This window comes from Paenibacillus albidus, assembly GCF_014644435.1.
GTDB lineage: Bacteria > Bacillota > Bacilli > Paenibacillales > Paenibacillaceae > Paenibacillus_AQ > Paenibacillus_AQ albidus.
Map to the genome: position 1 here is coordinate 1 of NZ_BMKR01000024.1, position 15,819 is coordinate 15,819.

At 46.1% G+C, this 15,819-nt stretch carries 12 protein-coding genes; 3 read left to right on the plus strand and 9 right to left on the minus strand.

All coding sequences use genetic code 11. From position 1 onward, the window contains the following. Positions 1–38: 38 nt before the first annotated feature. Positions 39–3,134, minus strand: a complete 3,096-nt coding sequence (locus IEY53_RS22775; protein WP_189029112.1) for an InlB B-repeat-containing protein — start codon at positions 3,132–3,134, stop codon at positions 39–41. Positions 3,135–3,335: 201 nt separating this feature from the next. Continuing rightward, positions 3,336–3,716, minus strand: a complete 381-nt coding sequence (locus tag IEY53_RS22780) for a winged helix-turn-helix transcriptional regulator (protein ID WP_189029114.1) — start codon at positions 3,714–3,716, stop codon at positions 3,336–3,338. A gap of 224 nt (positions 3,717–3,940) precedes the next feature. Between IEY53_RS22780 and IEY53_RS22785 the strand changes: the two genes are divergently transcribed. Next, positions 3,941–4,507 carry an NAD(P)H-dependent oxidoreductase gene (locus IEY53_RS22785; RefSeq protein ID WP_189029116.1) on the plus strand — a complete coding sequence of 189 codons (567 nt, stop codon included), beginning with the start codon at positions 3,941–3,943 and terminating at the stop codon, positions 4,505–4,507. A 68-nt stretch (positions 4,508–4,575) separates the two neighbouring features. On the opposite strand, the gene IEY53_RS22790 is transcribed toward IEY53_RS22785, so the two are convergent. Beyond that, positions 4,576–5,742 (minus strand): DUF4317 domain-containing protein, encoded by a 1,167-nt coding sequence (locus IEY53_RS22790; RefSeq protein ID WP_189029118.1) that lies wholly within the window; start codon positions 5,740–5,742, stop codon positions 4,576–4,578. Between the two features lie 141 nt (positions 5,743–5,883). Here IEY53_RS22790 and IEY53_RS22795 point away from each other — a divergent pair, with 141 nt between their 5' ends. Beyond that, complete coding sequence (locus IEY53_RS22795) at positions 5,884–6,498, plus strand: DUF4304 domain-containing protein (RefSeq protein WP_189029120.1); 615 nt, start codon at positions 5,884–5,886, stop codon at positions 6,496–6,498. Positions 6,499–6,548: 50 nt separating this feature from the next. Here the strand turns inward: IEY53_RS22795 and IEY53_RS22800 are convergent, their stop codons facing one another. From IEY53_RS22800 to IEY53_RS22815, 4 genes are all read right to left on the minus strand, one after another. Then, positions 6,549–7,883: a metal-dependent hydrolase family protein gene (locus IEY53_RS22800; RefSeq protein WP_189029122.1), complete on the minus strand. Its 1,335-nt coding sequence runs from the start codon at positions 7,881–7,883 to the stop codon at positions 6,549–6,551. Positions 7,884–8,047: 164 nt separating this feature from the next. Continuing rightward, positions 8,048–8,656 (minus strand): TetR/AcrR family transcriptional regulator, encoded by a 609-nt coding sequence (locus tag IEY53_RS22805; protein ID WP_189029124.1) that lies wholly within the window; start codon positions 8,654–8,656, stop codon positions 8,048–8,050. A 218-nt stretch (positions 8,657–8,874) separates the two neighbouring features. Further along, positions 8,875–11,037 carry a 1,3-beta-galactosyl-N-acetylhexosamine phosphorylase gene (gnpA, locus tag IEY53_RS22810; protein ID WP_189029126.1) on the minus strand — a complete coding sequence of 721 codons (2,163 nt, stop codon included), beginning with the start codon at positions 11,035–11,037 and terminating at the stop codon, positions 8,875–8,877. Positions 11,038–11,049: 12 nt separating this feature from the next. Further along, the gene (locus IEY53_RS22815; RefSeq protein WP_189029128.1) at positions 11,050–12,069 is read right to left on the minus strand and encodes a glycoside hydrolase family 88/105 protein; all 1,020 of its coding nucleotides are present in this window, start codon (positions 12,067–12,069) and stop codon (positions 11,050–11,052) included. Positions 12,070–12,294: 225 nt separating this feature from the next. Here IEY53_RS22815 and IEY53_RS22820 point away from each other — a divergent pair, with 225 nt between their 5' ends. Continuing rightward, entirely contained in the window at positions 12,295–13,236 is a 942-nt protein-coding gene (locus tag IEY53_RS22820; RefSeq protein ID WP_189029130.1) for a helix-turn-helix domain-containing protein, read from the plus strand. Between the two features lie 792 nt (positions 13,237–14,028). Here IEY53_RS22820 and IEY53_RS22825 read toward each other — a convergent pair. Further along, positions 14,029–14,463 (minus strand): NUDIX hydrolase, encoded by a 435-nt coding sequence (locus tag IEY53_RS22825; protein ID WP_189029132.1) that lies wholly within the window; start codon positions 14,461–14,463, stop codon positions 14,029–14,031. Between the two features lie 196 nt (positions 14,464–14,659). Continuing rightward, positions 14,660–15,550, minus strand: a complete 891-nt coding sequence (locus IEY53_RS22830; protein ID WP_189029133.1) for a DMT family transporter — start codon at positions 15,548–15,550, stop codon at positions 14,660–14,662. Positions 15,551–15,819: the final 269 nt, after the last annotated feature.

Sequence of the window (15,819 nt, forward strand, 5' to 3'; positions counted from 1 at the left end):
GCTGATCTACTGCAAGTACCGCATATTTCCCTAAATGATCAACCTCTACGATCATCTGATCCTTTTATGATGCCGCCAACCTTAACCCATTTCCTCATCGCTTCGTCAAAGTAGAAAACAGCTGGTAGTTGGCCTTCCTTCAAGCTTGCTGGTTCAAAAACCAAGGTCAGCGTTACTGGTTTGTTGAAATTCCCGGGGGAATTTTTCAGAATTTCAAAGATCGGGCTGACGGGCACTTCATTATTCTGTAGTAGACTTTGTGTTTCCAATACTTTTTTAATCGTTAGGATTAAATCTTGTTCTGTTGCATTGGCCGGAATTCCAATCATAATCTCATCGCCCAAATGAACCTCGCCATTTTTGCCTGCCGGAAGCGATAGTACGCCATCCTTTGAGATCACTTTGCTGTTATTCGATGGTATTGGGGCACTGCCGCCGCTACCCCCACTATCGCCACCACTGCCAGGAACCGCCGTCCATTTCGCGTACAACGTTAGGTTCGCCGTCACCCTATCGGTCCCGTAATTCCATGGGGTATCGTAGTTTGCTTCCTTGTACCAACCCGCAAAAGTGTAGCCGTTCTTCGTCGGTTCTGCTGGGGCAGTAATCGTAGCTCCCGAGCTCACGTAGGTGATGTCTGTGACCGTGCTGCCTCCCTGTGAGTCGAACGTTACGGTGTAGGTGTCCGCCGGGATTGCTGTCCACTTCGCGTACAGGGTTGTGTTCTCCGTCACCGTATCTGTGCCGTAATTCCACGAGGTAGCGTATGTTGCTTCCTTATACCAACCCGCAAAAGTGTAGCCGCTCTTCGTCGGAGCTGCCGGGGCGCTGATCGTTGCTCCCAAGCTCACGTAGGTAATGTTCGTGACCGTGCTGCCTCCCTGCGAGTCGAAGGTTACCGTGTACGTCGCTGAGGCCGGGACCGCTGTCCATTTCGCGTACAGGGTTGTGTTCTCCGTCACCGTATCTGTACCGAAATTCCACAAGGTACCGTATGTTGCTTCCTTATACCAACCCGCGAAAGTGTAGCCGCTCTTCGTCGGAGCTGCCGGTGCGCTGATCGTTGCTCCCAAGCTTACGCCGGTGACGCTCGTGACCGCGCTGCCTCCCTGCGAATCGAAACTCACGGTATACTTCGGTGCCGGAACCGCCGTCCACTGCGCATATAGCGTCACGTTCGACGCTCCCATGTTGAAGGTGGCGTTTGGCGCATAGCTGGTGCCGCTTCCGTTCGCCGCTGTGTTCCAGCCCGTGAACGTATGGCCTGTTTTCATCAGACTTCCCGTGTTTCCCAGTACCGTTACCGAGGCATTTTGCTCATACGCACTACTATCCGTCGGCACCGTCCCTCCCGTATTGCCATTTCCGTTATACGTTAAGGTGTAGGTCGTCGGCGCCTTGTTAGCGGATTGCAGAATTGTTCCATGATCACCCACCGCCACATAGGAGCTGTCACCATAGGTAACGGCGTAAAGAGGATTCACGGTGTCCATCGTGCGGGTTGTCCAGTTCACCCCATCACTCGAGGTGAAAATTGCATTACCGCCCCCTACTGCCACATAAGTGCCGTTGCTGTAGCTGACACCTACCAAATTATTACCAGTGTCCAATGTCCGGCTCGTCCAATTCACTCCATCTCTGGAGGTCACAATCATCCCACCATCCCCCACCGCCACATACACTCCGTTGCCGTAGGTTACGCCATGTAGATCATAAATGGTGTCCGTCGTGCGGCTCGTCCAGTTCGCTCCGTCACTGGAGGTTACGATCGTTCCACGGTACCCCACTGCCACATAGGTGCCGTCGCCATAGGTGACCCCGTAAAGAGGGCTCGCTGAGCCCATCGTGCGGTTCGTCCAGCTTGCCCCGTCACCCGAGGTCAATATCGTGCCATTGTCGCCCACGCCCACATAGGTGCTGTCGCCGTAGGTGACGCCATTAAGAATATCCTCTATGCCAGACGTCCGGTTCGTCCAGTTCACTCCATCACTGGAGGTAACGATCGTTCCATCGCCCCAAATTCCCCCTACTGCCACATACCTGCCGTTGCCGTAGGTAACGCCAAATAGATTATTAAAGGTGCTCGCCGTACGGTTCGTCCAGCTCAGCCCATCCTTCGAGGTTACTATCGTTGCTCTGTAACCCACTGCTACATAGGTGCTGTTGCCGTAGGTGACACCTACCAGAAAAGACGAAGTACCCAACGTGCGGTTCGTCCAGCTTACCCCGTCACTGGAGGTCAATATCGTTCCACCGTCCCCCACGGCCACATATATGCCATTGCCGAAGATGACGTCAAAAAGCGTTCTCCAGGCGCCCGACGTATTACCAATCCAATTATGCCCATCAGTGGAAGTGTCAACTAATCCCGGATATCCAACCGCCACATACTTGCCGTTCCCGTAGGCAACGGCACCTAGATGTTCAATGGAGGAGGAGTTTCCCGATTTGGATGTCCAGCTTACTCCATCGCTTGAGGACATGATCGATTCACGATTCCCCACCACCACATACATGTTGTTGCCGTAGGTGATGCCATTAAGATTTCCCAAGTCGCCCGTATAGTTTGTCGTCCAGCTCGTCCCGTCATTGGAGGCCAATGTAATCCCATTATCCCCCGCCGCCATATACATACCGTTGCCGAAGGTGACGTCATTAATTTTATTCGTGGTGCCCGACATGCGGCTCGTCCAGCTCATCCCGTCACTGGAGGTCAATACCGTTCCACCTTCCCCCACTGCCACATACTTGCCACTACCATAGGTGACGCTAAGTAGCTTCGCAGTGCCCGACGTGTGGTTCGTCCAGCTCACCCCGTCACTGGAAGCCAATATCGTCCCTTCGATCCCCACCGCCACATACATGCCGTTGCCAAAAGCAACGTCTAAAAGATGATTTTCGGTGTCCGACGTTCGTTTCGTCCAACTTACCCCGTCACTGGAAGACACTATTGTTCCATAGTCCCCCACGGCCACATACATGCCGTTCCCATAGATGACACCATTCATATTCTGATTCGTGGACAAAGGACTTCTGGCGCTCCAATTGTCAAGAGGATCAGCAGAAGCAAAACTAGGGAACATGCCTGCTAAAATAAATAATGCCGTTAATAAAGAAATACAACGTCTGATCATCGATTCTTTCCCTCCTTTTCGCCTTTTGTCATTTTCTTTTGTTCAGCTTAATTAGTTCAAATTTTCCTTATCACTCCACTATAAGTCTATGCAGTCAAAAAAAACCTCCCCAAATGGGGAGGACGACGATTAAAAAAAGGGGGGCATCACTCAACAAGTATTTGTAATTGTTTAGCTCGCTGCAACTTTTTCAAATGCGATTCATTCATGAACATACTTTGAGTCCTCCGGTGACTCATCCTCCAGCAAAACGATATCTTCTCCTTGCCATTGTCTCATTTTAATATTCTCTTTCCCCCAAGTACACATAACGTCAACGAGCTTATTGGCTGTAACTCCGTAGTCCGTGAGGCTATATTCGACTTTTGGCGGCATCTGCGGGTATACATATCTTTTGACAAGTCCATCCTTCTCAAGTTCCCGAAGCTGCTGGATCAGAACCTTTTGTGAGATGCCGTGAATATTGCGCTGTAATTCGCTTGTTCTCTTTGCACCGGACATCAATAAGCAGATGATCAGAGCTTTCCACTTTCCGCCGATGATTTCAAGTGTTGCCTCTATGCCCAGATGATATTGCTTCATAGAATAACACCTCGTTAATGATGATCTTATAAATCCGGTCTAAAAATTCATTGTTGCATATACTTTTTTCCGGGTCCAGTACGTACTTTGAAGTAACCTTCTTACTTTATTGTGTGTATTTTCTTTTTTTCGAGCCTGCAAGATAATAAGGATATTCACAAAAATGAAGCAAAGCACTTTGAAGATACACTCTTGAATATGGGCCTGCGAAGGGAGATTTCATAATGAACACACTGGTAATTCTGGCACATCCGAATCTTGAGGTTTCAAGGGTCAACCAGCGCTGGAAAGAAGAACTGCTGCAATATCCAAACGATATTACAGTTCATGAGATTTACAAAGAGTATCCTGACTGGAACATTGATGTTCCTAGAGAGCAAAATCTATTAGAAACCTATCACCATGTAATCCTGCAATTCCCGCTGTATTGGTACAGTTATCCGCCTCTTTTGAAAAAGTGGTTTGACGATGTTTGGGCTTACGGATGGGCTTATGGATCAAAAGGTGACAAGCTTAAAGGGAAAAGGATTGGGCTTGCCATGTCCATCGGCGATAAACAAGAAAATTATCTGCCTGAGGGCTCTGTTTCTTTCACCGTGGATGAAGTGATTGCGCCTTTCAAAGCCAGTGCAGGACATGTGGGCGCAGTGGCACTACCCTACTTTGCTGTCTTCGGAGCTTCATTTCAAGCCAGTGATGAAGAAAATAATCATAGCGCAAAAGAATATATCAACTATATCCTTAAATACAGCAGCCAAGCTCTTCCAAGTCAGCTGTCCCATCACAACTAAACAAACACAACATGGGCTATCCCAAGTCTTTATCAAAAACTGCAAGGATAGCCCTTTGTCCAGCAAGATTATAACGTCTCTGTACTGAGCGTAAATCCTTCAATCACGACTTCCTCGTCAACCTCGATCATGATGCAGCGTTTTCCTTGATAATTCACCTGCTTCACATACCTTAGATCCTGCGGGCTGACCGAAATCGTGGCTACCTTCGTCTCGATCTTAATCGATTTTGTCGTATATTTCGGTATAACGCTGCTTGCCTTCATTTCGTAGTACTTATCGTCGATGACCGTTTCGAACGCCCGCTCCACCTTTTCCGCCGTCACGTTCTCTACGCCGCTTGCCGCCAGGACGCGTTCTACATCTTTGTAATCCAGCTTAGGAGGTTCTTCCTCCCCTTCGCCGCCTTCAATGACCTGTTGGATTTCCTCATACACCTGGGCGAGGGTGGTCGTATCGAGCTGTTCGCCCGCCAATTCCTTCACGATATCTTCGAAGAAGCTTCTCTCTTCCAAGGCTGTTACCGATCTCTCGGCATTCAGGACCTGCTCGATGAACTGCGGATCCGGATAATTTGATTTTCCCGTACAATACAGAATGCGGTTCACATCCGAATAGTTGTCCGTCACACTCGGATAAAAGAACCCTTGCTCCGGCGAACTCAGCTTGATAATCGGATCGACAATAACATTGTATTTGAATTCCCGCTCCACATAATCGAACATGAGGTTTTTGCGCTGCTGTTCCGTGGAATTTACGCTGCACAGAATAAACGGATGCGCGAACATCTCGTCCTTCCCGCTCTCTTCGGCTTCTTCATTTCTGGCCTTAGTCGGCCGGTAATACTGCCCGCGGACAAAAGTGACCACCATATCCTTTTCATACTTCGCATCTACCAGCATCTTGTCCACAAGCATCATCATCAGGTCCTGCCATTCTTCAGCATCACCTGTCACCAGGCCTTGGTGAAGCATTACCCGCGTCGGCTCCTCCGCTTCCTCTTGAAACTTCAACTCGAACAACTTATGGTCCAGCTCACCAGTGAGCAGTTTTTTGAAATTGCCCATATACAGTTCCTGCTTCTCTCTGTCCACGAGGCCAAACGGCAGGCGCTCCCAATGATAGATCTCGTTGCTTTCCTTCATAATGTACACGTTAAGAATATCGTGGATGTTCATCAAATCGTGATCCAGCTTAAACTGCTTGCGTATGTGTGCGACTTCTTTTTTATTCATAATGGGTTCGGCAGCTCCTTAGATGTGTAATAACTTTATTTAGTATAAAGGATAAGGATGAAAATGCTATAGCGGGGTTGTACATGTCACGGAAATAAGATAAGCTTCATCATCATTAATTTTGGGTTGGGAGGGCTTCCTTTGCAAGAGTTATTTAAAGAAATCATCTCGAAAGACGTCAAACCCTTTTTCTCCAAACATGGTTATCTTAAAAAGGATCTGAATTTCTACAAATCGAGTGAACCTCTCGTCTATAAATTCAATATTCAAAAATCGAAGGCGAACACCTGGAATCACGTCCTGTTCTATATCAACTGCAGTATTCATTCCACCGAGTTAGCGCTATTGCAATCCACTCCGACCTCGGCGCCGCCTCTGGAGGCCAAGTCTCATTTCACTACCCGAATCGAGCAAATCTCCCCATCCGCCCCGGACCGGTATTCGTTGACGCCTGATATTGATCCGGACAAATTTTCAGATGCGCTTTTACTGCATTTGCAAGAGGCGCTCACGTTCATGCATTCGATGACCAGCGCCAGAGCAATAGTGGATTATTATATGGAACGGACAGCGCTGCATTTGAGCGAAGAAACCTTCCGGTTTTTGCTGCTGGCAGGGGATACAGAAGCCGCCGGGCAATATCTGAAGCAGCTGCAATTGAAATACGGAACCGAAAAGCGATGGGCAATATTTGAAAAGAAGTATAAAGCTATTTTTGAGGAGTATGGGGTTCGATATATGCTGAATATTGTGTAAACAAAAAGAAATAGGCCGCCATGCTCAAAGCTAGCGGTCCTATTTCGGTCTCACTCCCGATCGCCCCATACCGAATCAAGCAGTTCGTCCACTGCCCGAATTCGGGTCACCGATGGTGTCTGTATAAGGTTTCCTCTGACCATAACCATAGCTACGTCCGCCAAAGCTTGTATGTTGTCCAGCGGGCTCTGCTCCAGCACGATTAAATCCGCCTGCTTGCCGATATCTATGCTCCCTGTCAGGTGATCGATTCCTAAAATTTCTGCATTAGTTTTGGTTGCCCGTTCAATGATCTGGCGCGAGTTCAGCTTCGTTTGTCTCATTAAATGGTCCAGCTCCCGCCACAAATCATAATGGGTGACATAGGGCATAGCGGCATCCGTACCAACGCCAATTTTGATATTATGTTCTACAGCCTGCCGCACCCCTTTCAGCATGGAGTCATACACAAGCCGGGAATTTTCCTTAACCGTCTCTCTCACCTTCGTCAGGCTCAGGTCCAATTTAGCACTGGGATACGCAGCCTGCAAAGTTGGGATCAACGCGGTGTAGCCCTTTAATGCCCTGGAATTATTCTGGTACAGGCTGATGATCTCCTCATCCATCTCCGCGCCGTGTTCAATGGTGTCGACCCCGCCCTTTAGCGCGATTCTCACCCCTTCGGTACTTTCCACATGGGCCGCCACATGTATGCCGATTTTATGGGCTTCCTCACAAATAGCGGCGACCTCTTCCTCCGTCATTTGCAAGCGGCCTGCTTCTCCGACCATTTTGGCATCGGTAACCCCACCGGTCACGCAGATTTTGATGAGATCTACTCCGTTTTTCACATTGATTCTTACATTTCTTCTCGCTTCCCATGGCGAATCGCCAACCAAAGCTAAATAAGGTGCACCATGCCCGCCCGTTACGCTTAGGAAATAACCGGACACCAGCAGATTAGGTCCAACAAACTGATTCGCCTTAATTTCATCCCTCAACTGCACATCAGTATAAAAGAACTCCCCTACGCTGCGCATAGTTGTAACCCCGGAGTGCAGTGCGGTCAGGGCATTTCGCTTCATCCGTTTCTTCAGCACGCTTCGGCCCAGCCTCGTATTCAAAATATGATGAAACGCAAAATCCAGCAGCCCTTCGCTGGCTGACAGCGTAAACGGCTTACCGTCGGCAAAAAGATGGACGTGCGCATTGATCAAACCGGGCATCACATATTTCCCTTCTAACTCGATTGCTTGATAATGGCTTGGGATGGCCACCTCACTTGCTTTTCCGATCTCCTGAATCAACCCATTCTCATGGATCAGGATTGTCATATGGGTATCTACGCCTCTTCCCGCGTCTCCATAAATCACCTTGCAGTCCTTAAATGCATAACCTGTCTTCATCGTTTCTTCCTCCTTGTCGTGATCACATCACTCAATATTGAATCCCAAATTCATTATTGGGTTAAAAAAAAGGGACTATCGATGCACAATGTGCTTATCCCTGACCTGAATATCCCAGATTGCAGCGCTGCGCCCCAGCTTCAGTTTTATTTACGCCATCGGCGTTATTCATTTATGCCTGTTAGTCCATGCAGCCAGTATAAGCTCAGTGCCTCAAAAATCCGTCTCCGGCTATCGGCGCTCATCTCCCGCTTCAATAAATCCAGAATCATATTGATGACGTTGCTCGCGATGATGTTCAGCAGAATCATATTTTCTTCAATGCCGATTTCATATCTTTTATAATGATCCTTTAAGTAAGGCTTCTTGGTTTCGATCATCAGCTCGATTAGCTCGTTTTTGGCATTGCTGTAGACCGTCCCTTTATTTTTCTCAAAAATAATAACGATCTGCATGCTATATTGCGTTAACAGGTTCATTTGCTCCTGAACGATGGCTGATTTCTTGTCATTATTGGCATCATCAAAAAATGTCTGGTTATCGATACGAATACTCTCCACCAACACATTCTTCAAATAATCCACCAATGACGGAGGAACAACTGAATAAAACAGCTCTTTTTTATTTTTGAAGTACGTATAAATATTTCCGACGGAAATGCGTATCTCATCGGCAATATCGTTCATTTTGGCATCCGCAAAGCCCTTGCGGAAAAATACCTTTAAAGCGGCGGATTCGATTTCCCTCTTAACTTCGTCTTTCTTCGCTTGCATGCTAGGCACTCCTTAATAGTGAATCATTTATTCATTATTAATGTAAGGCAAGGCTTGGGATTTGTCAAACTGCAGGGGGAGGTTGGGAGATCGACTTTATAGCGGGTGGCGTCTGAAGGGCATACGCTTGGAGAGATAACAAGTGAGCGTGAATGGTTGTAATTCAAAAAGCTCAAGCATCAGCAGGTTAGCCGCAGGCTTGAGCTTCTTCAATGTTATTAATTGCCAATCTTTGTGATAAGGGTGTCATACGGATCTAATTCCAAGGTTTGTTGTCCATATTCCGTATCAATAGTAGTTTTTTGAGGTTGACCGCTATTGTTAATAACAACCAATATTTTACTTTCCGGATAATAAGCACACTCTGTATATAAGTTATCCGTAATATACTTCGTTTCATTTAACTCATTGCCCGCATAGCGGATTACATTCAGCAGCAATCTTGTATTTTCCCAGCTGAATTCAAAAGAAGGAAGGTAGATCCCCTTTCCTTTACCGAAGGCATGGGTAGACAGTGTTATCATCCCACTCGTTTCATCCACTACCGTCGCTGACCCATCGGTAAGATAAATGCTGTTCTTTGGTGTTATGCTGGCCCCTTCAGGCACCAGACCAAACTCATCGCGGGCCTCATAGGTCCATCTTCCATGGCCAACCCTGGAGCCTGTATCCTCATCCAGACCGAGAATATGTGCCATTCTGAAAAAACTGTCGTACCCTTCCACCGCCGAAGGCTGGTTGATGCCAATAAAGGTACCGCCCTCATACACCCACTCTGTCAATAGGTCCACGCACTTGTTGTCATTCCAGTATTCTCCACCACTCCATGCTGAACCGGCAGAGCCGGCATTGATCACTACATCACAATCTTGTAGTATTCCCTGACGGATATCTTCAAAATCAATGAATTGTACTTCAACCGGCAATCCCGATAAAGCCTCATTGATATGAATCAAATCATGCATATACGTTTCATGGAAATGGCCGGACAATGTCCACGATCTCAATTTGCCCCAAGCGTGCAGAATGGCTACCTTCGTCTTAATTTGATAGGGTTTACCTTTATGATGCAGCTCTTTAATTTCTCTGAATTCATTGGCAATCTTTTCGATGTAATCGCAAAAATCCGGATAAGGCTCTACCAGATGTAAATATCCGCCCAATCCAATCCGGTCAATAGGCTCCCTGAGCAGGGCACGCCGGATATTGATCCAATACTTTTTGGCATCCAGCGTGGGGTCCCCGCCCTCCATAAAGGTAGGAAGCCCGCCTAAACCAACCGGAAATAAGTAGGGATGCAGCCGAATCTCATGCGTATCCACTTTTACACCTGAACACAGCCTTGCCTCATAACCTGAGAACACACATTTAATCATCCCGTCGAAGCCAAACTCCCCAAAGCGTTCATTGTAAGGCTCTATACCCACCCAACTGTCATCATAGAAGACATACGCCAGCTTGTCATGCCTATGCACAATATCAATTAATTTCTTGCCAAATTCGATGACAAAATCATTGATAAATGCCATATAGTCCAGCTTGCGCTGCTGCGCCGGGATATGACTGGAACGATATTTGCCGCCATTCACAAAATCCTCGGCAGTCAGCGAATACCCGTATCTTGCGGCAAACAGATCAAGCGCTCTTGAACTCACCGTGAAATCATATGAACCCCAGTCAGAGAACAGATGGCGATTGCGCTCATTACTGCCCCAGATCCAGGCGAAATTATAAAATAAGGAGGTAAACCGGACAACCGTTGTTTCCTTATGCTCGAGACACCAAGCTTCCATCCACTCCAGCAGATACTTTTGCGTTTCCGGATACACGGGATCAATCTGCATCAAATGCTCTTTGTCCCAATGATTCGTTGTGTGATTGTACATGGAGATCTCTTCCCAGATCCGGTAGACCATGAAGCTTACGGTGTATTTATGCCAAGGAACAATTCCGGTAAGGACCACATTTCCCGATTCCCGTTCATAATTCCACTGTTCTCTTGAAACTTCCTCGCCGGTCGTCCGGTCAAAAACCTGCCAGTACTTAAACGCCTCTTTGGAATCATTCACTCTGAATTGTTCAGCAAAAAAATCCTCCATTAAATAGATGGATAAATAATCTTGTACAGCTACCTTCGGATTTGTAATTAAAAAACTCTGCTGCAGCTTATCCGGATTCCGGGACGCCCACTCGTTATGATCTCTGATGATACAGATTGTAGAATAAATCCCGTACCCGGCATTGATAATCTCATCTGACAACTGCGTTCCGTCACTGTCACGGATGACATCGGCACCCCACCGTTCAGCTAATTGCAGGGTCAGTGCCTCATAACCGGATTCTCCGGGCAGCGTAAAGGCCCCTGTTGTTTGTTTGGACAACTTTAGCCCCTCCTATCTAAGCATATCGGACAGAAAAGCCAATGCTAAGCCTTGACCCCAGCCCTGAATCCAGTCTTTGGGAATATTGCGATACCCTTCCCGGTCTTTCATAACCGCTGTGCCGCCCGATACACTCAGTACTCGTCCATCTTCGCTGATATTGTCCAAAATGCCTTTGAGGGCCTTTTGCACATATTTGGAATGCAGCGGATTGCCGTTATTGATCATAGCAGCGGCGATCCCGCAAGATGCGGATACTTCTTCATAGGACTCCTCGTCATCCAGCACCGTCCGCCATAAACCGTTCTCCGTTTGAACAATCTTAAGCGCCGCCAATTGATCCCGAAGCGAACACTCCACGTCCATACACTGCGGATACAAATACCAGTCTTTTAAAAGCGGTTTGACCTGCGATAGGGTATAAGCACCCCAGGCATTCGCTCTGCCCCAGTATAATCCGGACATATGATCCTGCTTCATATTATTGTAGCCGTGGTACCAGAATCCGGTGCTAGGGTCCTGCAGGTATTTGATATGCCAGTAGTATTGATTCAGGGCATCCTGGATCATGTCCTGATCTTTCAACTTGCTTCCAACGCGGAGCAGAAAAAATGCCGCCATAAACAAGGTATCCGCCCATGCCTGTTCCGGAAAATCATTGGCAACGGATACGGTATGCTGCAGAACATGGTCTCCGAACCTGAGCGCATCGTTGCGGAGATAGTCCACCTTGCTCATCACAATATCCCAATATTTCTGGTTTCCTGTTTCTTCATATAATGTGATCAGCATATGGCCCATGGCACATGTGTTTACCGTCCAGCTCGGCAGGCCCAGCTCGATATATTCATCTGCCCACTGGACAAGCCTATCCAAATACTCTTTATTTCCTGTTGTTGTATAGGCTCTGGATACACCATAATAAGCCACACCGCAAGGCCAGTCCCACGTTAGATCCATCGCCATTGTTTTTCTGACGACTTTGTCGATGACGCTTAAGATCTCTTCCCTGTCATAATTTAATTGAAGCATTTAAATTCTCCCCTCTTTCGCACACGCCCCCAAAGGCGCTTGAGAGCTGTCCGTCCTTATTGTAAACGCTTTATACACTCAATTGTACGCAGCAAAATGGTCTGAATCTAAGCGTATTCGCAGCAAAACTGCGCAATTCCAACCATTTATTCTTTATGATTAGTTGAATTTGACATAACGTTCGCCTATAATCAACTCAAATTAACGTGAGTGGGAGTATGGAATATGCCCAGAAAAAAGAAGCCCGTCATTGAATACCGCCACTACAGCTTACCTATAAACTTCCCTATCTTGCTGTTAAGCGGTGAACGTTGGAAAATCTCCGATATCAAAAGTGAACATCTTCATTTCCATAACCATTTGGAGATTGGCATTTGCCATTCGGATAGCGGCATCATGGAGATCAAAGGAGAATCTGTACCCTTTACAGCCGGCGATGTGACCTTCATCCCCAGGTACCTTCCTCATACAACATATAGTTCGCCCAATACTGCCAGTCTTTGGTCTTATATCTTTTTTTCGCCAGAGGACCTCTTTGGGCATTCATTTAAAAGTGCTTACAGCAATTTCAAGCCGAATTTGTGGGCAGCGGAGGGAATGAACTGTATTTTGAACAAGGAGGAGCATCCCAAGGTTTATACACTTGCGACGTCGATCGTAGAGGAACTGAAGCAACAGAATCCTTACTATCAGGAAAGTGCCTACGGCTTATTGTTATCCCTTTATATAGAACTCCTTAGAATTCATTCCAGGAATGAACCCTTGGCAGATCAAGAAACAGAGCATAGCCTGAAAGGCGATTTTGTCATTTCTCCGGTTCTGGAGTATATCACTAAAAACTACATGACACCCATTACCATCGATTTTTTGGCTGATCTGTGCCACTTAAGCACAACTCATTTCCGCAGAAAATTCCATGAAATTATGGGCACGGCGCCTCTCGATTTCCTTAACAGCACCCGAATCGAAGAGGCCTGCAAGCAGTTAAAAAGCACGGAGGATTCCATTCTCTCGATCTCCGAACAAGTCGGATTCCAGTCCATTTCCAGCTTCAACCGATGTTTCTCCAGGCTTATGGGAGAGTCGCCAAAAGTATGGCGTAAAGGGGCTCAGTCCGAAGCACAATCCGCGAAAGCGTCTATACTGGAGTTTACGGGGTGGGTATAAGACTAACCGGGGAAAAAGAACAAAATCACCCTACGGGTGAATAACAACTCGGAGCTTATGAGCCCCGGATTGTTGTACAATAGGCAAGATTATCGTCATTTGACTTGCTTAGAGCTCACATTGTTGTACAATGTGCACAACTCTCGCCCATATAGGTGGTTAGGACATGCATTGTTGACCGTGCGATTCTGTGTGGGCCCCTCTGCGGACATGATGATGCCCCTTAACGATCTATCCGCGGCTGATGCGGACAGGAGATCTATTGGGGAGGATTCGTCTATCAGCAGGATAAACGGACAGAGATTCCGCTATTGGCGAGGATTCGTCTATTCAGCAGGGTAAACGGACAGAGGTTCCGCTAATTGTCCTATCCCCCCTCATTCTAAGCTCAATCGAACATTATAACGGCTCCTGAGTCCGAATCCCCCAGGAAAGCAGACTTTTTCGCAAAATAGGGTCTTCTCTGTCCGCTTCACTCCCATCATTTCCTAAACAATAAAAAATAAAGACGCTCGGGAGCAATTCCTGAGCGTCTTCTTGTGTTCTTTTATTTCAAATTATATTTATTTACTATCGTGTATCCATCAGACAAGAACCGAGTAGAATAAGAAATTTTATGTATGGGTATGAATATGTTGTATAGCTGTGATCCCAGATTTCACACGAATACGCGTGTATAATCGCAGAAGCAATAGAAGGCTTACAAGGACGGCCGGCTAACTCCCGGAAGGGAGGTGAGGCCAATGGAGGTGTATCAAGCGTAATCTTTGATGTTCATGTTCGGCATGTTCATTATCGCTTTGCTGAACTACCTGCTAACGCCACTCTTCTTACGCTTTCTTTTGTCCAAGGAGGAGCTTTGGGATGATTCATTATTTCATCGTAGGTCATCCAATGTACGGCTTCAATCTCATCGGGACTCTTGCTATATGCTGTACCTCTATCATATTCGCATAGGAAGACCATATTTATAACGTCGTATCCATCATCTGTCACAAAGGAGGAACTGTAAACAAAAGTAACAGCATCTTTTATCTCGATGCCAACTTCTTCAAAAAGTTCTCGCTTTATAGTCCGTTCTAGGATTTCGAGTGTGTTCCCTTCAACGTCTGCTTTTCCTCCCACAAGGGACAGAGTACCCCCTGCATGTTCTTCTTTGGTACTTCGTGTAATAACAAGCCATTTATCATCCCTACAGATTGCACCTTCTACGTTTACTATGAACACGCTGTTTTGCTCCCCTCTAAAGAGATTCTACTTTAGCAACTTTAACATTATCTTCCTAACGATGGAACCTTGTGTGCGTACAAGGTAGTATTGGAAACATAGTGATAACGGCTCATGGATTCAAAGATCAAAAAAGGCAGCCAATCCTTTCTGGACGGCTGCCTTCGATTAAAGTTGACTTCAATAAAATGAGAGGTTACTCATTTTTAGTCTTATAAGGATATTTTATTGTTAGGCTTACTTCACTAATAAATGTTGATCCCAGTAGCAGGATAGCGCCGAATATTTGAAATACTGTCATACTTTCGCCTATCACAAGTGCTGAAATCAATAATGATGTTAGGGGATCTACATAACTTAATATAGCGATGCTTTGACCATTTAGCCCTTTCATTCCAGAAAAGAAAAGGTAGAACCCCACGCCTGCATGGAGGATTCCCAAAATCAAAATAAGGATCACGGAATCGCTGGATATCTGAAATAATCCTGATTTCTCTTCAGCAATAAAAAGATAAGCCATCAGCAATATCGATGATAATAGTAGTTGTGCAATCGTGATTTCCAATCCATTCATATTCCTAATGAATTTGTTGGTCAAAGTCAGGATGGCATAAAAAGCGGCCGCAATAAGTCCATATACGATACCAAGCAAATGATTGCCGTCTTCACCGCTTCTCCCGCTCTGTAAAATTAAAATTAACCCCAAAATGGCAGCACAGGCACATAAACATTTTTTCAGGGAGAGCTTTTCTTTAAGCACAATAGGTGACATTACTATTACCAAAACAGGAGCGAAATAGTAACTTAAAGCGGCATTTGCGATTGTGGTTTCCTTATAAGCCTGAAAGAGAAAGACCCAATTTCCGCTCAAGGCGATGCTTGCAAGTAATAATGCAAGAGCATTCTTTTTCAGGTTAGGCCATGATACTTTATTCTTGGTTATGATGGAGATTCCGAACAATAACAAACCACCGATCAGGCTCATGAATAAAGCGATCTCACTTGAGCTCAAATCAATATATTTTGCAAAAACGCCAACTGCACCGAAAATCACCATAGACAAAACGAAATATATTTTTTCTTTCATTTGTTTTCCCGCTTTCTACTAATATGATGGTAAGACCAATAAGATATAGTCTGTCCTTACATACAGTAGAATCTATGGAAAAGGACCAGCAAACCTCATGTAGATACCTTGACAGTAGATTCTACTGTTGTGGTTCTACTGGGGGGGCAATAAAATTATACATTTTTTATCCTCCTTCACCAGCGGATTCATTTTTATGAGTCCTGGCAGGTTTTTTTCATTATAACACACGAAATTTAGCATCCCGAAACCAGAGCCATCTTTTATAT

Excerpts from the sequence above, each read along its gene's own strand:
- IEY53_RS22815 (WP_189029128.1), bottom strand. The coding sequence starts at position 12,069 with ATGCTTCAATTAAATTATGACAGGGAAGAGATCTTAAGCGTCATCGAC.
- IEY53_RS22805 (WP_189029124.1), bottom strand. The coding sequence starts at position 8,656 with ATGCAAGCGAAGAAAGACGAAGTTAAGAGGGAAATCGAATCCGCCGCT.
- IEY53_RS22775 (WP_189029112.1), bottom strand. The coding sequence starts at position 3,134 with ATGATCAGACGTTGTATTTCTTTATTAACGGCATTATTTATTTTAGCA.
- IEY53_RS22830 (WP_189029133.1), bottom strand. The coding sequence starts at position 15,550 with ATGAAAGAAAAAATATATTTCGTTTTGTCTATGGTGATTTTCGGTGCA.
- IEY53_RS22790 (WP_189029118.1), bottom strand. The coding sequence starts at position 5,742 with ATGAATAAAAAAGAAGTCGCACACATACGCAAGCAGTTTAAGCTGGAT.
- IEY53_RS22785 (WP_189029116.1), top strand. The coding sequence starts at position 3,941 with ATGAACACACTGGTAATTCTGGCACATCCGAATCTTGAGGTTTCAAGG.
- IEY53_RS22800 (WP_189029122.1), bottom strand. The coding sequence starts at position 7,883 with ATGAAGACAGGTTATGCATTTAAGGACTGCAAGGTGATTTATGGAGAC.
- IEY53_RS22780 (WP_189029114.1), bottom strand. The coding sequence starts at position 3,716 with ATGAAGCAATATCATCTGGGCATAGAGGCAACACTTGAAATCATCGGC.
- IEY53_RS22820 (WP_189029130.1), top strand. The coding sequence starts at position 12,295 with ATGCCCAGAAAAAAGAAGCCCGTCATTGAATACCGCCACTACAGCTTA.